Consider the following 21,480-nt stretch of genomic DNA (forward strand, 5'->3'; position numbering starts at 1 on the left):
GTGCGTCAGATGGGTGTGAGCTTGCCGTCCTCGGGCTCGTAGCAGCGTCCGCCCATCAACGCGTCTTGGATGGCGTCCTCGACGGCATCGGCGTCCGCGCCGTGGCGGCTCACGACCGTCGAGCGGAGTTCCTCGCGGTCGGCCCCACTGCCGTCGTCGAGGTCATCCATGACCGCCATGACGGCGTCTTCGAGGTCCACGTCCTCGGTAGGCGCGTCCTCGCTCGCCGACTCGTCTGGTGTGGTCTCGTCGGCTGCGGCGTCGGTCGCTGTTTCGGGCGTCTCGGCGGGTGCGTCGCTTGTGGCCGCGTCAGCGGTCGGCTCGGGGGACTCATCGCCGGCCGGTGCACCGGGCGAACCGGGTGCGGGCTCGGCGTCGGCGGCGTCTGCGGGCGCGCCCTCCTGGGCCGCGTCGGCCAGTTCTTCGTGGTCCGGCGTCTCGATGTCGGCCTCGCCGGGCTCATCCACTTCTGTCCCGCTCTGGAAGTCAGTGCCGTACTCCTGTTCGATTTCCTCGCGTTCGTCCTCGTCCAGTTCGAACTCGGTGTCGAAGTCGCCGAGGTCACCGCCGTCGTCGGGTTCGGACGACGACTCCGGTTCGTCCTGTCCCATCGCGTCGGCGTCGGTCACCGGATCACTCGACACCGGTGGTTCGTCCACGGGCTCGCTCTGTTCAGGCGTCGAGGACACGTCCTCACCCACGGACTCACCCGGCGTGGTTTCGTCGGCTGCGGCGTCGGTCGCTGTCTCGGGCGTCTCGACGGGTGCGTCACTCGTGGCCGCGCCGGCGTCTGGCTCTGTCGACTCGTCGCCGGCCGGTGCGCCGGGCGAACCGGGCGCGGGTTCGGCGTCGGCAGCGTCTGCGGGCGCACCTTTTTCCGCCGCGTCGGCCACCTCTTCGTCTGTCGTCGGCTCAGTAGCGCCGGAGTCGGTTGCCGTCGCGTCTCCCTCTGCGTCCTCAGTCGCCGTCTCCGGGGTGGAAACGTCAGTATCGAGGTCGAGAGAGGCAAGGAGCGGAATCGGGTCGTCGGTCCCGTCGTCTGGTGACAACGACAGCCCTTGCGCCTCGTCCGTGTCGCCGGCGACGACGCGAGCGGCGTCGAGCGCCGTCGTCCGGAGCGCGTCGAGGTAGTCGCCGGTCGTGCCGTAGTGGTCCAGCGCGAGCGTGATGCCGGCCGCGGCGCTCTCGTCGATGCCCCGGTCGAGTAACGCAAGGCGGAGTTCGTCGCCGGCTAAACCGGCCTGTTTCGCGCTGGCCATCTGTCCGATGCGCGAGACGGTCTGCTCGGCGGCCTGAACGACCCAGCGGTCCCGCGTATCCGCGTCAACCTCGCTGATGCTCTCGGGTCGCACCGAAGTGAACACCCGGTCGCTGTCGTCGGGCTGGAAGGTGCGAGCCTTGCCCGTGACGGCGACGAACATCGGCGGGTCAGCGGCCTCGAGGAAGGCCAGCTCGTCGGGCTGATACTGACCAGCGTAGATGACGAACGGGCCGGTCGGGTCCACGACGCGAGCGCGCAACACGTCGTCGTTGACCTGTTCGAGTTCGGTGAGAACGCCAACGAGGAACAGCCGGTTGACCCGCGCGCCGGTCGGCGTGACGACGTAGTTCGGGGCCCGTTCCTCGTCGGATTCGGAGTACGAGAAGTCGGCGTCATCGAACTCCGCGGCGAACAGTCGATGGGCAACCTCCCGGCGGCCGGGGCCGCTGTCTCCGGATTCGCTCATGTGTCTGCCTCCTGCAGCAGGGCCTGCGCACGCGTCGCCGGGTCGTCGTCGGCCTCGGCGAAGGTCGAGGCAGTGAGGTTCGCGCCGTACTCGTCGACCGACAGCGACCCGCGGACGACGTACTCGCGGCCGACGATGCGGTCGCTGATGCGCTCGGCGACGACCTCTTTATCCATCGCATCGCGGGCGTGCTCGCGGGCGTCGTCGAGGTCGCCACCGTACACGCGGGCGGTGAGTTCGTCATCGAGCACCGCGGTGACGGTGTCGGTCCCGTCGTCGAGGATGGCCTTCGTCCGCAGGTCGTCCTCGCCTTCGACCGCACCGTGGGAGCGACACTGGCCGTTCTGGATGACGCGGCCACACTCCGGACAGCGCTCGATGAGGCCGGAGCCGTCCCGCACCTCGATGACATTGCCGGCCAGTTCCACGTCGAACAGGCCGCCGCTCTCGACGGCCTCACGGACTGACAACCGCGGTGCGTCTTCAGTGACGCCGACCGTGCGGTCCAGCGCGGTCACCGCGGAGAACTCCGAGACGTTCACCGATGGCGCACCACGGAACTCACGGACGAACGTCTCGTCGAGGCGCACGGACGCCCCTTCCTCGATTTCGTCGTGGGGCTCCCAGTCGGTAAACGGGAGCCGCCCGCTCTCGTCGCCGAGGACACCGCTGAGAATCGTCGTTTCGCCGTCGCGGCCGTCGATGACCTTCTGCTCGCATTCCAGTACCTGCACCTCGACAGTGATGCCGCGGTCACCGGGCGCGAGGTCCTGCAGCGCGGCGCGGCCGCCCACATCGTAGTCGATGTCGAGCGTTTCGTCGACGACTTCGGGGTCGGTGCTGTCGCCCAGATTAAGCTCCGGCTGGCCGTCCCACTCGCGGACGCCGGCGTTGCCGAGCTGGACGGTCTGGCCGGGCTGGAGGTCGCCCGAGAAGCCGTCCCACGCCGTGTAGGATATCTTTCCCGTTTCGTCGGCGAGTTCGCCCTCGCGGATGACGTGCTGTTCCCCGTTGTACTGGATAGACCGGCGACCCGACGTGAGCACCACGGCGGTGACTGTCACGTTCGAGTCGTCGGTCGAAACCTCGTTGATGGCCTTGCTCGACGGCGTGCTATCGCCGCCCGAGCTGCCATCGCCGTACTTCCGTCTGAGGCTTTGCTTGGCCTCGTCCATCGGGACGGAGTAGTTCACGAGGTTTTCCAGGTCGCGTGTGACCTCCTCTTTGTCAACACCGAGGTCGGAGGCGAGCTCCTCGGCATGGTCTTCGAGAGACATCGACTGACGGTTCGACGGGAGCACTCAAAAGCGTTTTCGGCCAGCCGTGCAGGGTACAGCCGTCGATACCTGTTTGAAATCGCCCAAAATTCTTATTTATGATACTGTAATCTCTCAGCATATGCTCCCTGACCGAGTTAGTGCATTTCAAACGGCCGAAAATTCCGCTACTGGCCACGTCAAGCTAACCGGACAGAAAGTTATTGTCACTGATAGCGAGTGTGGGCATAGGGGAGCCTGACCATGGGGAGCGTGTTCGGGTCGAAGCCGTCAGAGGCCCACGTCATCTGGCGGAGTGGCCGGAACAACGACGGCAAAAAGAAGTTCGATTTCGAGTATCTGGAACTGTGGGCCGCCCATTTCGGCGTCGACTTCGAGCAGTGGACCCGCGTTGACCACGACCGTGCGGATGAACCCCGCGAGCGGTTTGCCTGCGTGTTCCGCTGGTCGAAAAGCGGGGGACAGGAACTCTCCGTCGGCGACGAGGAGTGGACGATGGGCTCACAGCGCAAGCCCCGTACGTTCGTTGAAATCGACGAGGAAGGGGTGGTTCGACTCCGTGGCTGGAACAGTGAGACGACGCTTGACGTCGATGAACTGGTGCTGAAAAAGACGGTGCTAAAGCTGAAAACCGCCGATGGTACGGTAAAGAAACTCGACGTCCGGAAGCTCTCGAAGCGTCCCGAGACAACATCTTCCTGACTGTAACCCAAAAGCCGTTTGACGTGTCGCCGGCACGAACGAGTATGCACGTCGTCGTCAACGCCGCCATGAGTGTGGACGGGAAACTCTCTTCTCGCCGCCGCGAACAGATAGCTATCTCCGGCCCGGACGACTTCGACCGCGTCGACCAGCTCAGAGCCGACAGCGACGCGGTGATGGTCGGCGTCGGCACAATTCTCGCCGATGACCCTTCGCTGACCGTCGACGACGCCGACCGCCGCGCCGCTCGGGCCGAGCGTGGCGACCCCGAAAACCCCGCGCGCGTCATCGCTGACTCCCGTATCCGCACGCCGCCGGACGCCACAGTGCTTGACGGCCGCGCACAGACCTACCTCCTCGTTAGCGAAGCCGCGCCACCGGACTTCATCGAGGAGATGGAAGACGCCGGCGCGTACGTCATCGCTGCCGGTCAGGACCGGGTCGACCTCACGACGACGCTTGCAAAGCTGGAAGGCGATGGTATCGACCAGCTCATGGTCGAAGGTGGCGGCGAACTCATCTTCGGCCTGCTGGAGGAGGCGCTGGTCGACGAACTGTTCGTCTACGTTGGTCCGAAGGTTATCGGCGGCCGGGACGCGCCGACGCTGGCCGACGGCGACGGCTTCATCGAGGACTTCCCGGAGCCGGAGCTAGCCGACGTCGAACGGGTCGACGACGGCGTGGTGCTACACTGGCAGTTCTAAGAACTGGCCGACAGAATTAGTGGTCGTGGCCGGTCAGCTCGGCGAAGGACTGTCCGAAGCGTTCCTCGAACAGTTCGCTGGTTTCCTCTTCGAGCGCGACGATCTGCTCGTCCGGCTCGCCCTGCGCGTGGTGGACAGCGCTGTGAATCCGCTGGGTCATGCCGAACATCGCGATGTCGCCGACGACCTGCGGGTCCGTCTCGTCCGGTGACTCGCGGAGGATGTCCACGAGTTCGCTCGGAACTGTGAGTTCGTCGGTCTCTTCGCCGTCATCAATAGTCAGCGTGACAGTGTCTGTTGCCATGCGGCTTACTCCGGGGGCTATCCTAAAGGGTCTGTGGATGTGAGAACGGAGAAACAGGCGCGCTAGTCGTCGGCTTCTGCGGCGGCTTCGGACTCTGCCTCTGCGGTAGCTTCGGCCTGTGCTTCGAGATACTCGTCAGCGTCGATGGCGGCTTTACAGCCCATCCCGGCAGCGGTGACGGCCTGCTGGTAGTGGTAGTCGACCACGTCGCCGGCACCGAAGATACCGTCCACGTCGGTGGCGGTCTGGTCGCCGCCGGTGCCGCCGTGGGTCTGGATGTACCCGGTATCGTCCAGCTCGACGCCGGTGTCTCCGAGGTAGTCGGTGTTAGGCGTGTGACCGATGGCAATAAAGACGGCACCAACGTCGAAGTCGAAGGTTTCGGTCCCGTCGGCGTCGAGCTTCTCGCTGGGATGGCCCTCGTCGTTCTGTGCGAGGGTGACGTGGTCGACGCCGTCCTCGGGGGAGCCGTGCATTTCCAGCAGCTCGGTGTTGCGCATGATCTCGATTTCGCCCTCGTCGACCTTCTGCTGGACGCGGTCGATCCAGTAGTCCTCGGCGCGGAACTCTTCGCGGCGGTGCGCGATGTAGACGGTGTCAGCGAACTTCGTGAGGAAGTGGGCCTCCTCCATGGCTGCGTCGCCGCCGCCGACGACGAGCATGTCTTCGCCACGGAAAAACGCGCCGTCGCAGGTCGCGCACGTCGAGACGCCGTAGCCCATGAGTTCGTCCTCGCCGGGGACGCCCAGCGTGCGGGCGCTGGCTCCGGAGGCGGCGATGAAGGCGTCGCAGGTGTACACGTCGCCGTTTGACAGCTCTACGCGGAACGGCCGCTCGCTGTCGTCGATGTCGGCAACGATACCGTGTTCCAGCTCAGCGCCGAAGCGCTCAGCCTGCTCTTTCATATTGTTGATGAGGTCCGGCCCGGGGAGGCCCTCCGGGAAGCCGGGGAAGTTCTCGACTTCACTAGTCAGCGTGAGCTGCCCACCGGGTTCGTCGCCTTCGAGAACGAGTGGGTCGTTGTTGCTCCTGGCGGCGTAGATGGCCGCTGTCAGTCCCGCTGCGCCCGTGCCAGCGACGATGAGTCGTCGGTGTTCGACCGATTCTGTCATTAGCCAAGTTAGACTACCGGGCCGTATTTAGCTTGTGTTGTCGTGCGCCGAACGCGGGCTGGGACGACACGCTTAGGCCGCTGCCACCGTTCGCTGAGGGTATGGCTGCCGATATCGAAGAGAAGACTGACCGCTACGAAGGACTACTCGCGGAGGCACTTGATGCGGCATCAGTCGCACCCCCTGAAGGGACACCGATGCACAATGCCGCCTTGGAGTGCGAGGAGATGGCGTCAGCGTATCTTGAAGATGGGCGTCACTTTAGGGACGACGACGACCTCGTGAACGCCTTAGCGTCGTTCTCGTACGGGCACGCGTGGCTGGACGCAGGCGCACGTATCGGGCTCTTTGACGTGCCAACTGAGGGGCATCTGTTCACTGTCTGAAACCGCGGCCAGACGGATCTGTGGTTGGCGCTCACAGAGAGCTGTCTGTCCGTCTACTACTATCTGTTCGAACCGCAGGTCGCTGCCCTACTGCGAAACGGCCCCTCGCTCCAGTCGCACGATGACGTTCGTTGCGGCACTTGAGTTCGGTGGCCTTGTGGTCTGGGTCGCCCCCGATTAATCGGTCGCGGGCCGCTCCAGTGACAGGGCGTCATCATCACCGTATGTACCTATCTGGTATACAACCGTAGCTAAGCTGTGTTACTCGGTAACATCGCTTTTTACATCATATCACTCCCTCACGATGTGCGGAACCACACTGTGACTCCCGCTGACCCGGTAATTTCGGGGCCCACTCGCCGTTCTCGACTGAACTGGAATGACTGGAGCAAGGTGTGGGCTGGTCGTTCAGCGCTGCACCGACGGAGTCACACGGCGTTGCAGTCCCCCGATTATGCGTTATGTCCGGGCGTTGGCGGCCACCGTCAACTTTATACATCCCTATATCGGGATATGCTATACCCTACCACGCCGCTGTACTGCGGTTTATGCCAGAAGTCGGCGAAAGATTTATATACTTTACGGACTAACTATAGGGTAAGACAAATCCCCAATCAGTCTTAAAATTTCTGCACCCGGCAGAACAGGACTTCCAATCATGAGTGAATCAACAACGCGGACAAGCACACGAGAACGAGACGAAAAAATCACCGAATCGACGGAACAGGAGGCTGTAGAGACCTGTCCCGAATGTAGTGGCAACGTCGTTACGGATACCGAGCACGGCGAAACAGTCTGTGAAGACTGTGGACTGGTCGTTGAGGAAGACGAGATCGACCGCGGGCCGGAATGGCGTGCGTTCAATTCCGCCGAGAAGGACCGCAAGTCCCGCGTCGGCGCGCCGACGACGAACATGATGCACGACAAGGGTCTCTCGACGAACATCGGCTGGCAGAACAAGGACGCCTACGGGCGCTCCCTCTCCAGCGAACAGCGCCAGAAGATGCAGCGGCTCCGGACCTGGAACGAACGGTTCCGGACCCGTGACTCCAAGGAGCGCAATCTCAAGCAGGCACTGGGCGAAATCGACCGTATGGCCTCTGCGCTGGGGCTCCCCCAGAACGTCCGTGAGACATCCAGCGTCATCTACCGCCGCGCACTCGGTGACGACCTCCTTCCGGGTCGCTCTATCGAGGGCGTTGCGACCGCTGCGCTGTACGCGGCCGCTCGCATGGCCGGGAACCCCCGGTCGCTGGACGAGATGGCCCGTGTCTCCCGCGTCGAAAAGATGGAGCTCACACGGACCTACCGCTACATTGTCCGGGAACTCAGTCTCGAAGTTCAGCCGGCGGACCCGGAACACTACCTCCCACGGTTCATCTCCGACCTGGACCTCAGTGAGGAGACCCAGCGACAGGCACGGGACCTCGTCGAAGGTGCTCGTCAGTCGGGGATGCTCTCCGGCAAATCGCCGGTCGGCATCGCCGCTGCGGCCGTCTACGCTGCCGCGTTGCTGACCAACGAGAAGGTCACACAGAGCCAGGTCAGCGACGTCGCTGACATCTCTGAAGTGACCATCCGAAACCGATACAAGGAACTCCTCGAAGCCGAGGACCTTCCGGCCTGACGCTCGGATGAAGGCAGACTAATGGGGAGACGACAAGGCTTTTTATCATTGGCTATGTGTGTGAGTAACATACATGGAGGAAGCGTACGTGCGATTGCTCTGCCCTGAGTGTAAGAAAGACTGGGAGTCGACGCCGACAGACTTGCCGCGACACGACACGACGTTCCACTGCCCGAACTGTCACGCGAGCCATCGGCTCGCTGTTTTCACCCGTACAGAAAACGACTTGCAGACGCTGAAAGGACTGCAGTAACTACTCGCTCGTCGCCGAGCGTGCGCCACACGCCTCACAGCGGAGCAACAGCGCACCCTGTTCCCGCTCCAGTTGCGTGTCCGGCAGTCCACACTCCGAGCAGAGCACGAACTCGTCGACGTACTCGTCGATGGACGCCTCGATACGGGTGGCATCGAATTCACCGGTCAGGCGCGCTCGACCGCTCTCGTCGATGTGGCCGCTCGTTCCGAGGTCGTTCTGGAGGAACTTCATCACGTGGTCGTCCTCGCGTCCAAGCCGGGAACACGTCGACTGGAAATTCTCGTAGACGGTGACGTTCCCCTCCTGTCGGATATCCGGGTCCGGGACCTCGAACCGCTCGCTTGTGCCATCAATCTCGGGCGTCTCTTCCATCGCCCGGTCAAGCATGTCGTCGTATTCCATACTCCTACGTCACAGAGCAGCCAACAAAAACTTTTCAGCCGGTGGTCGTCCGTTATCGCCAGGCTGTAAGTGTACAGGTCTCGTCCGCTACCATCGAAATCCAGGTGTCATCGTGGGCAATATCGGCGATGACGAACCGCTGCTGGCCGTCGACATCGTCGACAGCACACATCACATCAGACGCAGTTCCCGACCGACGGGTGGGACGTTCAACCTCGTAAGACACAATTGTTCATCTAGGATGTGCGGTAATGAATGTGTCGTACTCGTTTCGTCTTTTGATACTCTGAAACCCGGCCGTTTATGCAACAAAACGACTTGTGTCTTGCTATTGCCGTTGTGAGTATCAAGGTCGATTCAACAATTGTCGATGGTCGTAGCCGGAGACAGTCGCTCTGAACCGCCGAGAGAAGTGCCGGACCTGTCAGGGGGCGAGCCGGTTCTTGCGCCCCTTCATCTCCTGTTCGTAGTACTCGAAGGTCTTGGGACACCAGTCGGCCGCCAACTCGAGCATCTCCTCGGTCATCTCTCGGATCTCCCACTGTGCGTCCGCCGCGGCTCGCATATCCGCGACGTGCATCAGCATTCGGGCGTTCATCGACATCACGATGTTCACCTTGGTGCCGATTGGTAGTACGAACCGGGCGTCTTCCGGCGGCATTCCCAGTTCAAGCAGTTCCTGATACGATTCGACCGCCTGCTCGATGGTGTCTTTGAATATCTCCGCGCGTTCTTCGAACTCTTCGTCGGAGACGCTTGCCTTCTGCTGGTTCCGGCCGATCCAGTCCGGATCCGTCGCAGATGGCGGCGTCACGACCAGTTCCCCCTCGCGGACGGCTTCGGGGTCCACGTCGTCGAAGGAGACGTACCGCATCGACTGCACATCGAATGAGACGTGTCGGTGACGGGTGATCTGGGCCATACAGGAGCGGGAAACGCCTTCGACGGCGAAAGTCGCCTGCGCGTGTTCGAAGGGGCCGAAGTGGCCGTGGTCGAGGAGATGCCCGATGAGCGTCTCCTTTTTTTCCTCAAGCGAGTCTCCGTCGACCTCAGCCATCGTCGCTTCGAACGACTGGCTGCCGACGGAGGTGTCGCTGTAGTCGTTGCGTGCTGCCTTGCAGATAAGATCCTCGGGGTCGTCTGTCGCTTCGAGCAGCTTGACGTCCATATCGGGTGGGTGTCCCGGAGCGGCAAAATACTTCCTTCCCGGACCGACACGGCGTTTCGGACTGCCCGTGGATGGCTCCGTACTCAGATGTCCTGCCAGTCGGTCGGCTCGCCGGACAGCCCGAGTACGCGGGCCTCGCGGCCGCCGCCCTCTGCGTCGCGCACGTCGATCATCCCGTCGAACGCCTGCTTGATGACCTGCAGGGTCTGGTCATCGTGGGCTCCCGAGTCGATGGTAAACACGCCGATGTAGCCAGCAGAGTCCAGCCGTGAGGACAGCACGTGACAGAACTTGAACACGGTCTTCTTGTCCGTGTAGGTCAGCATTGTCGACAGCGAGACGAGGGCGAGACGGCCCTGTTCGTTGCCAGCGTTGTGCAGCCCCTCAAGCGCCTTTGTGATACCGATACCGATGCCGGTGAGATCACCGGGCGAAGAGACGTGATGCGCGTGAGCGTTACCGATTACCTCCTCGTCCGTGCCACTCTCCCCTCGGCAGTCGATGACACCGAGCTGGGAGTCGTCGAGGTCGGGCACGAGCGACCGGAACTCCTCGACAACGCTGCCTGCGCCGTCACCGGTCGTCACGACCACCGCGCCGTCACCTCTGTCCAGCCCGTCGCCGAGAATATCGTATGCGAGTCGTTCCTTCCCGCTCATTGCTGGGCCGGATATCAGGATGCTTGACCCTGGCCGGACCTCACTGAGCGCATCGAACTCTAGTACTGAGGTGAGATCATACATTGTTTGTCGCTCAGTTGTCTTCATCGTCGCTCAGTCCGCGAAGCGTTGCGATGAAATCGGAGTCGTCTTCGATGCCACCGAGTGTATCTGAGAGGTCGTCTCGCATCTCCGCGATTCGCTGGCTCAGCTCGTCGTACTGACTGCTTTCTGCCAGTTCCGCGCTCGATTTTGTCGCTTCGAGCGTCGCCTGCTTCTCGACGAGTGCGTAATACTCCTGCAGCAGCGAGTCGTATTCGGAGCGGTCGAGCAGATTGTCGACCGTCTCATGTAGCTGTTCGCTCCGGATCGGCTTCGAGAGGTATGCGTCAAAGCCCATCTCAAGAATATCGAAGTCCGGTTCGACAGCGGTGACCATTGCCACCCGACAGCCAAGATCACGCTCGCGAATGCGCTCAAGCACTTCGTCTCCAGAAAGTCCGGGCATCATCCGGTCGAGCAGCACCACATCGACATCCGCGTCCAGTTGCTCTAGGCCCTCGTCGCCGTTCTGTGCCATGCGGACCTCGTACTCCTGTTGCAGCCACAGTTTGTACGTCTCGGCAACATCTGGTTCATCTTCGACGATAAGCACCACAGGTAGGTCCGAATCTGACATAATGTTCTACTATCCCTCGTTTGCATATCCACGTACATAGCCCTGTGGGTGCGGGCGTGCAGCGCGTCTCGACCGGTAACAGAACGATACCCACATCCGGGACGACGGCAAATAGGCGGGTAATGATTCGAAATCTCGCCCGTGGGCAACAGGCCTTCACGAGCAACGTGTTCCTCGTCACTGGGGACCGAACTGTGCTGGTGGATGTCGGCAACGAATTCGACGTGGTGTCGACTGTCGAAGAGCACGTCGACGATATCGACGCTGTCGCCGTCACCCACACCCATTATGACCACGTCGAGAACCTCGACAGCGTCGTCGACGCCTTCGACGTACCGGTGTACGGCTACGATACGGAGCAGGATGGCGTCGAGTACGCTATCGCCGACGATGAGACGATACAGCTAGGTGACCACGACTACCGGGCGCTGCACACGCCCGGCCACAAGAACGACCATCTCTGCTTCTACTCGGACGACGCCGGCGTCCTGTTCGCCGGCGACCTCGTGTTCGCTAACGGGAGCTTCGGCCGGACTGATCTTGACGAAGGCAACCGGGACCTGCTCGTCGACAGCATCGAGCGGGTGCTGTCGGTCACTGACGAGGACTTACAGGAGATGCACACCGGTCACGGACCCAGCATCACCGACGCGCCGTATCAGGACATCGAACTGGCGCTGCAGGCCGCGAAGTTCTGAGATCGCGGGACAGCGCACAGCTTTTAGTCGAACGCACAGGCCAGCAGCGCGTCGTAGGCGTGGTCGTACGCATCGGCGACAGCCGCCGGGTCACTGCGCTGCTCGCTGTCGAGCGCGGGGAGCCGTACTGCCGCGACCTGTTCGATGAGGTCGACGACGTTCGGCACTCGTTCCTCCAGTTGCCCGTCGCCGGGACCACCGGTGGCGATCTGACAGGCCTTGCTGTATCGGTCGCCGTCGTAGATGCGGGCTCGGCCGGGTTCGACGACGGCCACGGCATCTGGTTCGATACCTGACAGCGGCCGAGCCACATCGCCGTAGGATTCGATGACTGCCCGGTCCGTCGCTTCGATATCCGCGGCGACCGACTCCAGCGCCTCGACGTGCATCACCCGCATCAGGTCGTTGAAATCGGCGATCGAGGTTACTCGTGGCGCATCGGCAAGCGGGAGTCGCTCGGCAACGGACTCCGGAATGTCGACAGTCCCGTTGACGACATACTCGACGCCCGTTTCCGTACTCGGGCGGCCGACCCGGTCCACGACGAACTGCTGGTTTTCTTTCCCGAGCAGGCCCGTCTCGGCTCCCGGTGAGGGGTGCCAGAGGCGGTGAATCGGATTGATCTCTTCCGGTGCGACATCGCTCGGTGACGCGGCCGCGAGGCGCTTGGCGTCCTTGCCGTACAGCCGCCCCTCGTTTGTCGCTCGCTGATAGTCGTCGTGGTCGAACCAGTAGTTGTTGCCCGCTCTGGGCTTGAACCCCTGAGCGCTGGTCCGTTCGAGCAGGCCGACGCTGAACGTGGTCTTGCCTGCGTCGACCCGGTCACTGCCGGCAACGAGGAGCTTCATGACTCAGCGAGGCCGTACAGCCCGACAACATCATCGTCCTGCGGGTCGGCGATCACGAGGTTGTCCTGATTGAAGATCATCCACGGGATCGCCCAGTCGATGAACACGGACTCGTTGGCCTCATTAAGTTGGGCATCTGCCGGGAGGCCCTGCAGCAGGCGGGCGATTTCCGGGATGGTGTACAGTTTGTCGGGGTCGAGAATGTCCGCAGGCTCGTGGAGCTCGAACGACAGTATCTTGTCGAACTCCTGCTTGTCGACAGGCATACCCGCCGGTATGCCGAGCGAGTGTGTAAACCCCTCGAACTGGGCGGAACCCATTTACTTGCTGGGCCGGATTATACGGTAATGGCCACGCTGCTCGTTGCGTACGCCTTTCTCCTGCTGGCTGTGGCCGTTGTCCTCGGGACGCTGTCGGTGTACGCATGGGGGCGGCGCGACTACAGCGGCGGGACCGCACTCGCGGTTCTGCTCGCCGGCCTCTCGATATGGGACCTCTGTGCTGCGGCCGGTGTTCTGACACGCGGAACCGAGTTGGCGCTGCTTTTCGCGTACGGCGTGTTCGTCGGTGTGATGCCCGCGATGGCCGGCCTGTTCGCATTCGCGCTGGCCTACACCGACCGCGACCGCTATCTCAGCCGGCGGACCGTCGCGCTACTGACTGTCGAACCCATCGTGTTCTTTGCTGCACTGTTTGTCGGCCCCGACGGCGCGATATACAGTATCTCTGGCCCGACAGACGCTGCTATGTACGGCTGGGAAATCACCGGCGGGCCTGTTTTCTGGGGCCATCTGGTGTACTCCTACGCACTTATCGCCGTGTCAAGTGCGCTCATCATCCACTACGCACTCGTTTCCGGCGGTCTGTACCGGAAGCAGGTGTACGCCGTCCTGCTGGCCATCGGCCTCCCGTGGTTCGGGAGCGTCCTCAGCATCTTCGGCGACACCAGCATCGAACTCACACCGCTGTTGCTGGCGGGCACTGGGCTCACCCTCTCGTGGGCGTTCTTCAGGGGGCGATTGCTGGACATCTCACCGGTCGCCTATCGAGAGGTCGTCGAGTCGCTCAACAGCGCCGTGTTCGTCGTCGACACGAACAGCAAGATAATCGAGGCCAACGACGCCGGCCGCCAGCTACTTCGAGAGGAGACTATCGTCGGCCAATCTGTCGAGGACGCGCTCGAAACGTCGCCCGAGCTACTGGAAAAGTACCGCGGTCTGAACGACGACGCCAAGGAAACACAGGCCGTTATCGAGCAGCGCGACCGGTTTTTCGATGTCCAGCTCACCCCGCTGTATGACTCCCGCGACACACTGGTCGGGCGCGTGTTTCTCGTCCACGAAATCACCGAACAAAAGCAGCGGGAGCGAGAACTCGAACGCCGGAACCAGCAGCTCGACCAGTTCGCCGCCGTCCTCTCACACGACCTTCGGAACCCACTGAGCGTGGCTTCGGGGCGACTGGCACTGGCCCGAGAACGCAATGACCCCGAGGAGTTCGACCGCGTCGAGGAAGCCCACGAACGGATGAGCAGCCTCATCGACGAGGTGCTTGCCTTCGCTCGCGACGAGAAGACGACCGACCGAGTCGAGCTACGGCTCTCGGCGCTGGCAAAGGCGGCCTGGGCCCACGTCGACACCGGCGAGGCGACGCTGCAAATCGACGGCGACAGAGAAATTACCGGCGACCGTGACCAACTTCTACAGCTGTTCGAAAACGTGGTTCGGAACGCCGTGGAGCATGGCTCCACAGGCGGTCGACCAGGGGGCGACGACAGTACCGAGCACGGGCACAGTCGGCCGGAATCCGACAACAGCGTAGAACCGGCGGGCACAGGAGTAACGATACGTGTTGACGCCACCTCGGACGGGTTCACAATCGGCGACGACGGCCCCGGTGTCCCACCCGAGGAACGGGAGGAGATATTCACACACGGCGTTACCAGCTCCGAGTCGGGAACCGGCCTCGGACTGGCAATCGTCCAGCACGTCGTCAAATCTCACGGGTGGGCCGTCGAGATGACCGAAAGCCGGTCCGGTGGCGCGAAACTCGTTGTTTCGGGGCTCGAAACGCAGTCGGTCCAATCGCCCGAGACGCCGTCCTGACCAGTCGACACTCTAAGGCCCGCCCGGCCGTGAACTCCGGTATGGCCGATGACGACCACATTGAAGCGGTACTTGCCCGGCTGTCCCGTCCACAGAAACTCGCTCTCGTTCGCGGTGCAACCGACCCGGAGGGCACAGCGACGGGGTACCTTTCGGGTGTCGAGGAAGCCGGGATTCCGCCGTTTCGCCTCGTCGACGGGCCGCTGGGAATCCGCGCCGAGGGACAGCGTGCGACTGCCTTTCCGGCGTCAATTGCGACAGCAGCAACGTTTGACCCCGATCTGGCCCGACAACAGGGGGCGGCGATGGGCCGCGAAGCAGCGGCGCTCGGACAGGACGCGCTGCTCGCGCCCGGCGTGAACATCATCCGGGTCCCGCACTGCGGCCGCAACTTCGAGTATCTCTCCGAGGACCCAGTCCACGCCGGCGCTGTCGGGGCCGGCCTTATCGACGGCATCCAGTCGGCTGATGTCGTCGCCACAGTGAAACACTTTGTCGCCAACAACCAGGAGACACATCGCACGACCGTCAGCACCGAAGTGGATGAACGGACGCTCCGAGAGCTGTATCTTCCACCGTTCCGTTCGGTTGTTGACGCTGGCGTCGGGTCGGTGATGACGGCGTACAACCGAGTGAACGGCACACACATGAGTGACCACGGGCGCCTCGTCGGCGACGTACTCAAAGGCGAGTGGGGGTTCGACGGTTACGTCGTCTCGGACTGGTACGGGCTGGAGAGCACTGTCGGCGCGGCGAACGCAGGCATGGACGTAGAGATGCCCGGGGTGGCGGCCCCCGGGGCAGCGGAAGCCGCCAACAGCGACACTGCGGATGATGCCGAGGAGTTCGAGTGGCCCGACGGCATCCCGGACGCGACCCGCGCAGGCCTGTTCGGCGACCCGCTCGTCGAAGCCATCGACAGCGGCGAGGTTCCAGCCGAACGCCTTGATGACATGGTCCGGCGGGTTCTCGGTCAGATGGACCGATTCGGGCGACTGGACGGCAGCCGTACCGCCGCCGAAGACGGTGCAAGCGACGACAAGGCGGGCGAACTCGACAGCCAGCGACACAGAGATATCGCTGCGGACGTGGCGGCCCGCGGAACGGTGTTGCTCGATAACGACGGGGTCCTGCCGCTGGCTGACGGAGCGGACGTGGCTGTCATCGGACCAAACATCGACGAGCCGAAACTGGGCGGGGGCGGCTCTTCCGAAACGACGCCGGTCCACTCGGTTACACCAGTCGCAGGAATCGAATCCCGCGCCGAGGGCGCAGTCACGACGGCGTTTGGCGTCCCGCAGATAGAGTCCGTTTCGCTGTTCGACCTCCTGCCGTTTGTCGGTGAGGACGACGATACCGACGGTACGGCAGCGGACATCGCCCAACAGGACCCGTCGCTCGACGACGCCGTCGACGCGGCCGCGGCAGCCGATGTCGCCGTGGTGTTTGTCCGCGATGCGACGACGGAGGCGCGGGACCGCGATTCACTGGCGCTCCCGGGCCAGCAAGACGACCTCGTCTCGGCCGTCGCGGCCGCCAACGAGAACACTGTGGTCGTCGTCAGGTCCGGCGGCCCCGTGGAACTCCCGTGGCGCGAGGACGTGGCCGCGGTCCTCGAACAGTGGTACCCCGGGCAGGCGGACGGCGACGCGGCGGCCGCCGTCCTCTATGGTGACCGTGACCCGAGCGGCCGGCTCCCGGTCACGTTCGCCCCAGAAGGCGAGTATCCGACCGCTGGGGCCGAACGCCGCTACCCCGGTGTCGACGACGAAGTCCACTACGATGAGGGCGTCTTTATCGGCTACCGACACTTCGACGACGAAGACGCCGACCCGACCTATCCGTTCGGTCACGGCCATTCGTATGCGACGTTCGAATACGGCGATGCCGAAACCACAGGCGAGCGGACGGTCGCAGTTACAGTCAAGAACGCCGCCGACCGGCCGGGCCGAGAAGTAATTCAGGCTTACGTCCGACCGCCGTCCGTGGACGGCGTCGACCGCCCGCGGCGCGAACTCGCCGGGTTCGAGGCTGTACAGTTAGATGCTGATGAACAGAAGACGGTAGCACTGACGCTGGACGACCTGGCGTTCTCCCGGTACGACCCGAATTCCGGCTGGACGGTCGACACCGGAACGTACACCGTCGAAATCGGCCGGTCGTCGCGAGACATTCGGACGACTGTTCCAGTCGACCGCTAGCGCGTCCAGCCCTATCCCAACTGAAATCCCGATGTATTAGCTGAAGCTCGTCTGACTCGCGGAATTCGTGGCCGGGGATTTCAAGCCCCCTGACTACATACAGCCGGTTATGAGTCAGACGCTCGAAACCATGGAGCCGAATCCGGTGTGGGTCGAAGACGCCTACGCTGACACCGTCGACGTTCTCACACGCTACGCTGATGAGTTCGAGTACAAGATCTGGGGCGGCGACTGGTGTAAGGACTGCCGGGCGCAGCTTCCCGACTTCGGGGCGGCGCTGAAAGCCGCGGGTGTCCCAGAGGGGCAGGTCCACCACTACCCCGTCGAGAAGGAAGACGACGGCTCGAAGACCGGCCCGGAGGTCGAGGCGTACGACATCGAACTCATTCCGACGGTCGTCGTCGAACACGACGGTGAGGAGATCGCCCGATTCGTCGAGGAAGAGCCGGTCCCTATTGCGGTGTATCTCGCTGACAAAATCGAAAACGCGATGACGTAACTTTACTCCGAATCGTCGGCCGTTTCGCCCCAGTCTAACGCTGTCCCGAGGTCGTGTTTCGGTGGTGAACAGGCGAAGTTCCGGCAGGCGTACACCGTCGGTCGGTCGTCGACCTGCGTGCGGCCGGCCCAGATCGGCGGCGACTCGTCCACCTCCAGTGTGTCGAGCCACTGCTCGAAACGACTTTTCTCGGCTGGCCGGTGAGCCAGCAAGCGCCGCGGGATGTACTGCTCGGCGAGGGTCTCCGTCCACTCAGTCGGGTAGTCTGACTGGTCGCCGACCAGCGTGAGCTCCAGCGCGCCCTGCTCGTAGGTGTCCGTCGCCAGCGTGAGCGAAGCATGCTGGAGCGGGTTCGAGGAGACGCGGTCGGCGTGGGTTCGGATGACCCGCTCGGCCACGCTTTCGAAGCGGTCGTCCTCGCTGAAATGGGACAGCGACAGCAGGAGGTCGACGGCGACACCCGTGCTCGACGGCGTCGACTGGTCGGTCAGTTCCTGGGGCCGTGCGACCAGCGATTCGCCGCCGGTCGGGGTAAAGAAGAGCGTGCCCTGCTCGTCGTCCCAGAACGCCTCTGTGATTGCCTGGCCGAGGTCCATCGCAAAGGCGAGGTGCTCGACGTCGCCGGTCGCCTCGAACAGCGTCAGCGCGCCGCGGCCGAGGAACGCGTAGTCCTCCAGATAGCCGTCAATAGCCACGTCGTCGTCCTTGTACCGGCGATTGAGTCGCCCCGCGTCGGCGTCCCACAGGTGCTTCCGAACGAACGAGAGGGCGTCGGCGGCCACGTCTGCATACTGGTCGTCGAGGACAATCGCGCCCTCAGCGAGCGTCCGAATCATCAGGCCGTTCCAGCCGGCCAGCACTTTCTCGTCGCGGGCCGGTCGCGGTCGGCTCTTTCTGGCCTCGAACGTCTCGTTTAGCGCGCGCTGGAGACTCGCCGTGATGTCATCCTCGCTCCGGTCGTACTCCTCGGCCAGCACAGCTACCGGTTTTCGGACAGCCAGCACCGTCGCGCCCTCGAAGTTGCCCCGCTCCGTGACGCCGAAGTAGTCACAGAAAACCTCGGCGTCCGTCTCGTCGTCGACAGCCTCGTGGACTTCCTCGGGCGTCCAGACGTAGAACAGCCCTTCTTCGCTGTCACCATCCGGGTCATCAGGAGGTGCGCTCTCGGCGTCTAGCGTGCTGAAAAAGCCCCCGTCGGGGTGTTGCAGCTCGCGCTGGACGAACTCGAATGTCTCCCGGACGACCGACGCGTAGCGCTCCGAGCCGATGGCCTGATAGCCGGCGAGGAAGGCCCGCGGAATCTCGGCGTTGTCGTACAGCATCTTCTCGAAGTGCGGCACGGCCCACTGCTGGTCTGTCGCGTAGCGGTGGAAGCCCCCACCAACGTGGTCGTACAGTCCTCGGTCGGCCATCACGTCCAGCGTCTCCTCGACGACGTTCAGGTAGTCTTCTTGCCCACCGTCAGCATATGCCCGCAGCAATGCGTGTAGTCGCCCGTTCTGGGGGAACTTTGGGCCGCCGGAGCCCCAGCCGCCGTCCTGCCGGTCGGCCCCGCGATGGGCGATGGTGCCGGCGGTTTGAATGATGCCCTCTGCGGGGTCCTCAGGGTCAGCCGGCGTCGCTTCGAGGTCACTCTCGATTGCCTCGGTCCACTGCTGGGCGCGGTTCTCCATCTCCTCGCGCTGCTCGGGGTCCGACCACGAGCCTGAAAGGCGCTGGAGCAGGTCGCCAAAGCCTGGCTGCCCGCGCTTCTCCTCCGGCGGGAAGTATGTCCCGACGTAGAACGGCTCCCCCTCCGGCGTGAGCCAGGCCGATAGCGGCCAGCCACCGCCACCGGTCACCTGCTGACAGATACTCATGTACACCGAATCGAGGTCCGGCCGCTCCTCGCGGTCGACCTTTATCGGGACGAAGTTCTCGTTGAGTTGTTCGGCAATGGCCTCGTCCTCGAAGCTCTCCTCCTCCATGACGTGACACCAGTGACACGCTGCGTAACCAATCGAGAGGAAAATGGGAACGTCCCGCTCTCTGGCGGCTTCTAGGGCTGTCTCGTCCCAGGGCTGCCAGTTGACCGGATTGTCAGCGTGCTGGCGGAGATACGGGCTCTCCGCCTCGTCGAGTCGGTTTCGGGCCGTCGGGTCCGTGGCGTCGCTCATACCCGTGGCTGGGAGCGCCGCGGTGAAAAGGAACGCGACGCCGGCAGCGACGCCTCAATCGCCAGCCAGCCGGATTCCACGGGCAATGACGTACATCAGGACGACACCGGCTCCGATGGCGAGGATGAAATTACCGAGCAGGGCCAGTACTACACCCAGTACGGAGTTCTCCGCACCGAAGAACGCGATTGCATAGAGAGGGAGGCTCCCGGCAACGAACACGCCGATGAGCTTCGCGAGTGGCATGGCCTCTGAGAGTATCTGGGCCCTGTCTATCTCTCCTGTCGCGGGGTCGATGAAGGGGCGGGGAGGGGACATATCTCTGTGTGTCAGACAGTCGGGCAAAGTAGCTCCCGGTCTCCGTCCAGCGGACCTGCACACGAGCGCGCTCGACACAGAAACGACTGCCACAGTCAGCGCAAACCGGCGAAAAGACAATACTTACGTGAGAGCCCATCCGGCCTTCGGGTATGTCAGAGACAGTGCTGCTCGTGGGTGGCGGCGGCCGGGAACACGCGATTGCGCGCTCGCTCGGGAACTCGCCGGGAGAGCTGTACGCCTGTGCCGGCAACAGGAATCCGGGCATCGTCGCCCTCGCCGACGGCTTCGAGGCACTCGATACGACCAACCCGACAGCCGTGACGACCTACGCTCGCGAGGTCGACGCCACGCTGGCGGTCATCGGACCCGAGGCGGCCCTCGCCGCAGGTGTCGCCGACGCGCTGGACGACGCCGGTATCTACACATTCGGGCCACAGGAGCAGGAGGCCCGCATCGAGACGGACAAGGCGTTCCAGCGGCGGTTCATGCGGGAACACGATATCCCCGGCTGTCCGGATTTCGAGACGTTCGAGGACATGGACGCCGCCTGCGAGTACATCGACGAGTACGACGGCGACCTCGCGGTCAAGCCCGCCGGGCTGACCGGCGGTAAGGGCGTCCGCGTCATCGGCGACCAGTGCACTGCCGAGGAGGCCAAGGAGTACCTCCGGAGTTCCGACTACGACCGCGTCGTCCTCGAAGAGCGCCTCGTCGGCGAGGAGTTCACCGTGCAGGCGTTTGTCGCAAACGGGCAACTGCGCGTCACGCCAGCAGTGCAGGACCACAAGCGTGCCTACGAGGGCGACGAGGGACCAAACACCGGCGGGATGGGGAGCTACTCCGACGCCAGCCTCCACCTGCCGTTCATGGACGAGGACGACTACATGGACGCCGTCGACGTGCTCCGGGCCACCGTTGAGGCCCTTGACGGGTACAAGGGCGTCCTCTACGGGCAGTTCATGCTCACCGAGACTGGGCCACGCGTCGTGGAGTTCAACGCTCGCTTTGGCGACCCCGAGGCGATGAACACGCTGCCGGTGCTCAACACGGACTTCCTCGACGTACTGACCGCCGCACGCGACGACGACCCCCTGCCACAGCTCTCCTTCCGCCCGATGGCGACCGTCTGCAAGTACGCCGTCCCGGACGGCTACCCGACCGACCCCGACGCCGGGGCGAAGGTAACAATCGACGACGACGTCATCGCGGAGGTCGTCAACGACCACCGCAAGCAGTCCGGTGACGACCCGGAGACGGCCCCGGAGGCGCTGCTGTGCTACGCCAGCGTCGACGACCGTGAGGACGGTATCTACACGACTACCTCTCGCTCCTACGCCGTTGTCGGCCTCGCAGAAACGATTGGCGACGCGGAGGCCATCGCCGAAGAAGCGCTTCAGCGGGCCGGGACGGAGGGGCTTCGGGTCCGCCACGACATCGGTACGGCCGACCTGGTTCAGCAGCGTATCGACCATATGGACGACATCCGCGGCGGCGCGGACTGAGCGTGCGGCATCGGAGCCGACGGGTTTGATTACCGCGGCCCCGTACACGACAGACGTGAGTGGTCCACGACACGACCGGCTGCGCCAGCACCCGACGCCCGGCCCGCACAATTCCCTGTTCCCGTGGCCGGACGCCAAACACCCGCT

At 63.5% G+C, this 21,480-nt stretch carries 23 protein-coding genes and 1 pseudogene; 11 read left to right on the plus strand and 13 right to left on the minus strand.

Annotated elements, in window-relative coordinates; all coding sequences use genetic code 11:
- Positions 1-5: 5 nt before the first annotated feature.
- Complete coding sequence (locus tag G9463_RS06920) at positions 6-1,727, minus strand: hypothetical protein (RefSeq protein ID WP_165896326.1); 1,722 nt, start codon at positions 1,725-1,727, stop codon at positions 6-8.
- A complete protein-coding gene (locus tag G9463_RS06925; protein ID WP_165896327.1) occupies positions 1,724-3,004 on the minus strand; it encodes a Single-stranded DNA binding protein in 1,281 nt (426 codons plus the stop codon). Before G9463_RS06925 ends, G9463_RS06920 begins: the two co-directional genes overlap by 4 nt.
- Positions 3,005-3,247: 243 nt before the next feature.
- On the opposite strand from G9463_RS06925, the gene G9463_RS06930 reads away from it, so the two are divergent.
- Positions 3,248-3,706 (plus strand): hypothetical protein, encoded by a 459-nt coding sequence (locus tag G9463_RS06930; protein ID WP_165896328.1) that lies wholly within the window; start codon positions 3,248-3,250, stop codon positions 3,704-3,706.
- A gap of 44 nt (positions 3,707-3,750) precedes the next feature.
- Positions 3,751-4,410 carry a 2,5-diamino-6-(ribosylamino)-4(3H)-pyrimidinone 5'-phosphate reductase gene (locus G9463_RS06935; protein ID WP_004960917.1) on the plus strand — a complete coding sequence of 220 codons (660 nt, stop codon included), beginning with the start codon at positions 3,751-3,753 and terminating at the stop codon, positions 4,408-4,410.
- Positions 4,411-4,426: 16 nt separating this feature from the next.
- On the opposite strand, the gene G9463_RS06940 is transcribed toward G9463_RS06935, so the two are convergent.
- Positions 4,427-4,714: a hypothetical protein gene (locus G9463_RS06940; RefSeq protein ID WP_004592488.1), complete on the minus strand. Its 288-nt coding sequence runs from the start codon at positions 4,712-4,714 to the stop codon at positions 4,427-4,429.
- Positions 4,715-4,776: 62 nt separating this feature from the next.
- Positions 4,777-5,826, minus strand: coding sequence for an NAD(P)/FAD-dependent oxidoreductase (locus tag G9463_RS06945; RefSeq protein WP_165896329.1), 1,050 nt, complete (start codon positions 5,824-5,826; stop codon positions 4,777-4,779).
- Positions 5,827-5,927: 101 nt separating this feature from the next.
- On the opposite strand from G9463_RS06945, the gene G9463_RS06950 reads away from it, so the two are divergent.
- The 3 genes from G9463_RS06950 to G9463_RS06960 all read left to right on the plus strand — a co-directional run bounded on the left by G9463_RS06950 (position 5,928) and on the right by G9463_RS06960 (position 8,092).
- Positions 5,928-6,212 carry a DUF357 domain-containing protein gene (locus G9463_RS06950; protein WP_004960922.1) on the plus strand — a complete coding sequence of 95 codons (285 nt, stop codon included), beginning with the start codon at positions 5,928-5,930 and terminating at the stop codon, positions 6,210-6,212.
- Between the two features lie 658 nt (positions 6,213-6,870).
- The gene (locus G9463_RS06955; RefSeq protein ID WP_007190141.1) at positions 6,871-7,839 is read left to right on the plus strand and encodes a transcription initiation factor IIB family protein; all 969 of its coding nucleotides are present in this window, start codon (positions 6,871-6,873) and stop codon (positions 7,837-7,839) included.
- Between the two features lie 73 nt (positions 7,840-7,912).
- The gene (locus tag G9463_RS06960) at positions 7,913-8,092 is read left to right on the plus strand and encodes a hypothetical protein (RefSeq protein WP_004515550.1); all 180 of its coding nucleotides are present in this window, start codon (positions 7,913-7,915) and stop codon (positions 8,090-8,092) included.
- Here the strand turns inward: G9463_RS06960 and G9463_RS06965 are convergent, their stop codons facing one another.
- The 5 genes from G9463_RS06965 to G9463_RS06985 all read right to left on the minus strand — a co-directional run bounded on the left by G9463_RS06965 (position 8,093) and on the right by G9463_RS06985 (position 11,003).
- Positions 8,093-8,497: a translation initiation factor IF-2 subunit beta gene (locus G9463_RS06965; protein WP_007190142.1), complete on the minus strand. Its 405-nt coding sequence runs from the start codon at positions 8,495-8,497 to the stop codon at positions 8,093-8,095.
- A 52-nt stretch (positions 8,498-8,549) separates the two neighbouring features.
- Positions 8,550-8,723 (minus strand): hypothetical protein, encoded by a 174-nt coding sequence (locus G9463_RS06970; RefSeq protein WP_154021034.1) that lies wholly within the window; start codon positions 8,721-8,723, stop codon positions 8,550-8,552.
- Between the two features lie 198 nt (positions 8,724-8,921).
- Positions 8,922-9,665, minus strand: coding sequence for an FAD-dependent thymidylate synthase (thyX, locus tag G9463_RS06975; protein ID WP_007190143.1), 744 nt, complete (start codon positions 9,663-9,665; stop codon positions 8,922-8,924).
- A gap of 83 nt (positions 9,666-9,748) precedes the next feature.
- Positions 9,749-10,408, minus strand: coding sequence for a hypothetical protein (locus tag G9463_RS06980; RefSeq protein WP_165896330.1), 660 nt, complete (start codon positions 10,406-10,408; stop codon positions 9,749-9,751).
- Positions 10,409-10,418: 10 nt separating this feature from the next.
- A complete protein-coding gene (locus tag G9463_RS06985; RefSeq protein ID WP_007190145.1) occupies positions 10,419-11,003 on the minus strand; it encodes a response regulator transcription factor in 585 nt (194 codons plus the stop codon).
- Between the two features lie 122 nt (positions 11,004-11,125).
- Between G9463_RS06985 and G9463_RS06990 the strand changes: the two genes are divergently transcribed.
- Complete coding sequence (locus tag G9463_RS06990; RefSeq protein ID WP_007190146.1) at positions 11,126-11,701, plus strand: MBL fold metallo-hydrolase; 576 nt, start codon at positions 11,126-11,128, stop codon at positions 11,699-11,701.
- Positions 11,702-11,724: 23 nt separating this feature from the next.
- Here G9463_RS06990 and G9463_RS06995 read toward each other — a convergent pair whose 3' ends face one another.
- Together G9463_RS06995 and G9463_RS07000 are read right to left on the minus strand one after the other, a co-directional pair.
- On the minus strand, positions 11,725-12,549 hold the full coding sequence (locus G9463_RS06995) for a hypothetical protein (RefSeq protein ID WP_004960965.1): 825 nt from the start codon (positions 12,547-12,549) through the stop codon (positions 11,725-11,727).
- Complete coding sequence (locus G9463_RS07000; protein ID WP_165896331.1) at positions 12,546-12,869, minus strand: DUF5827 family protein; 324 nt, start codon at positions 12,867-12,869, stop codon at positions 12,546-12,548. Before G9463_RS07000 ends, G9463_RS06995 begins: the two co-directional genes overlap by 4 nt.
- A gap of 27 nt (positions 12,870-12,896) precedes the next feature.
- Here G9463_RS07000 and G9463_RS07005 point away from each other — a divergent pair, with 27 nt between their 5' ends.
- From G9463_RS07005 to G9463_RS07015, 3 genes are all read left to right on the plus strand, one after another.
- Positions 12,897-14,654, plus strand: a complete 1,758-nt coding sequence (locus G9463_RS07005) for a histidine kinase N-terminal 7TM domain-containing protein (RefSeq protein ID WP_127013089.1) — start codon at positions 12,897-12,899, stop codon at positions 14,652-14,654.
- A 41-nt stretch (positions 14,655-14,695) separates the two neighbouring features.
- Positions 14,696-16,855 (plus strand): glycoside hydrolase family 3 protein, encoded by a 2,160-nt coding sequence (locus G9463_RS07010; RefSeq protein ID WP_165896332.1) that lies wholly within the window; start codon positions 14,696-14,698, stop codon positions 16,853-16,855.
- 109 nt (positions 16,856-16,964) lie between these two features.
- Positions 16,965-17,354: a thioredoxin family protein gene (locus tag G9463_RS07015; RefSeq protein WP_004960975.1), complete on the plus strand. Its 390-nt coding sequence runs from the start codon at positions 16,965-16,967 to the stop codon at positions 17,352-17,354.
- Between the two features lie 2 nt (positions 17,355-17,356).
- On the opposite strand, the gene G9463_RS07020 is transcribed toward G9463_RS07015, so the two are convergent.
- Both G9463_RS07020 and G9463_RS07025 read right to left on the minus strand, forming a co-directional pair.
- A complete protein-coding gene (locus tag G9463_RS07020) occupies positions 17,357-19,510 on the minus strand; it encodes a thioredoxin domain-containing protein (RefSeq protein WP_165896333.1) in 2,154 nt (717 codons plus the stop codon).
- Positions 19,511-19,564: 54 nt separating this feature from the next.
- Positions 19,565-19,828 (minus strand): hypothetical protein, encoded by a 264-nt coding sequence (locus G9463_RS07025; protein WP_165896334.1) that lies wholly within the window; start codon positions 19,826-19,828, stop codon positions 19,565-19,567.
- 152 nt (positions 19,829-19,980) lie between these two features.
- Here G9463_RS07025 and purD point away from each other — a divergent pair, with 152 nt between their 5' ends.
- Both purD and G9463_RS23975 read left to right on the plus strand, forming a co-directional pair.
- Entirely contained in the window at positions 19,981-21,333 is a 1,353-nt protein-coding gene (gene purD / locus G9463_RS07030; protein ID WP_165896335.1) for a phosphoribosylamine--glycine ligase, read from the plus strand.
- Positions 21,334-21,358: 25 nt separating this feature from the next.
- Positions 21,359-21,480: pseudogene (locus G9463_RS23975) on the plus strand (acetyltransferase); the annotation flags it as partial.

This window comes from Haloarcula sp. JP-Z28 (genome assembly GCF_011440255.1).
GTDB classification, from domain to species: Archaea; Halobacteriota; Halobacteria; order Halobacteriales; family Haloarculaceae; genus Haloarcula; species Haloarcula marismortui.

Excerpts from the sequence above, each read along its gene's own strand:
- G9463_RS07025 (WP_165896334.1), bottom strand. The coding sequence starts at position 19,828 with ATGTCCCCTCCCCGCCCCTTCATCGACCCCGCGACAGGAGAGATAGAC.
- G9463_RS06950 (WP_004960922.1), top strand. The coding sequence starts at position 5,928 with ATGGCTGCCGATATCGAAGAGAAGACTGACCGCTACGAAGGACTACTC.
- G9463_RS06920 (WP_165896326.1), bottom strand. The coding sequence starts at position 1,727 with ATGAGCGAATCCGGAGACAGCGGCCCCGGCCGCCGGGAGGTTGCCCAT.
- G9463_RS07020 (WP_165896333.1), bottom strand. The coding sequence starts at position 19,510 with ATGAGCGACGCCACGGACCCGACGGCCCGAAACCGACTCGACGAGGCG.
- G9463_RS07015 (WP_004960975.1), top strand. The coding sequence starts at position 16,965 with ATGAGTCAGACGCTCGAAACCATGGAGCCGAATCCGGTGTGGGTCGAA.
- G9463_RS06995 (WP_004960965.1), bottom strand. The coding sequence starts at position 12,549 with ATGAAGCTCCTCGTTGCCGGCAGTGACCGGGTCGACGCAGGCAAGACC.
- G9463_RS07005 (WP_127013089.1), top strand. The coding sequence starts at position 12,897 with ATGGCCACGCTGCTCGTTGCGTACGCCTTTCTCCTGCTGGCTGTGGCC.
- G9463_RS06930 (WP_165896328.1), top strand. The coding sequence starts at position 3,248 with ATGGGGAGCGTGTTCGGGTCGAAGCCGTCAGAGGCCCACGTCATCTGG.
- G9463_RS06980 (WP_165896330.1), bottom strand. The coding sequence starts at position 10,408 with ATGTATGATCTCACCTCAGTACTAGAGTTCGATGCGCTCAGTGAGGTC.
- G9463_RS06990 (WP_007190146.1), top strand. The coding sequence starts at position 11,126 with ATGATTCGAAATCTCGCCCGTGGGCAACAGGCCTTCACGAGCAACGTG.
- G9463_RS06985 (WP_007190145.1), bottom strand. The coding sequence starts at position 11,003 with ATGTCAGATTCGGACCTACCTGTGGTGCTTATCGTCGAAGATGAACCA.
- G9463_RS06960 (WP_004515550.1), top strand. The coding sequence starts at position 7,913 with ATGGAGGAAGCGTACGTGCGATTGCTCTGCCCTGAGTGTAAGAAAGAC.
- thyX (WP_007190143.1), bottom strand. The coding sequence starts at position 9,665 with ATGGACGTCAAGCTGCTCGAAGCGACAGACGACCCCGAGGATCTTATC.
- G9463_RS06945 (WP_165896329.1), bottom strand. The coding sequence starts at position 5,826 with ATGACAGAATCGGTCGAACACCGACGACTCATCGTCGCTGGCACGGGC.
- G9463_RS06955 (WP_007190141.1), top strand. The coding sequence starts at position 6,871 with ATGAGTGAATCAACAACGCGGACAAGCACACGAGAACGAGACGAAAAA.
- purD (WP_165896335.1), top strand. The coding sequence starts at position 19,981 with ATGTCAGAGACAGTGCTGCTCGTGGGTGGCGGCGGCCGGGAACACGCG.
- G9463_RS06965 (WP_007190142.1), bottom strand. The coding sequence starts at position 8,497 with ATGGAATACGACGACATGCTTGACCGGGCGATGGAAGAGACGCCCGAG.
- G9463_RS06925 (WP_165896327.1), bottom strand. The coding sequence starts at position 3,004 with ATGTCTCTCGAAGACCATGCCGAGGAGCTCGCCTCCGACCTCGGTGTT.
- G9463_RS07010 (WP_165896332.1), top strand. The coding sequence starts at position 14,696 with ATGGCCGATGACGACCACATTGAAGCGGTACTTGCCCGGCTGTCCCGT.
- G9463_RS06940 (WP_004592488.1), bottom strand. The coding sequence starts at position 4,714 with ATGGCAACAGACACTGTCACGCTGACTATTGATGACGGCGAAGAGACC.
- G9463_RS06935 (WP_004960917.1), top strand. The coding sequence starts at position 3,751 with ATGCACGTCGTCGTCAACGCCGCCATGAGTGTGGACGGGAAACTCTCT.
- G9463_RS07000 (WP_165896331.1), bottom strand. The coding sequence starts at position 12,869 with ATGGGTTCCGCCCAGTTCGAGGGGTTTACACACTCGCTCGGCATACCG.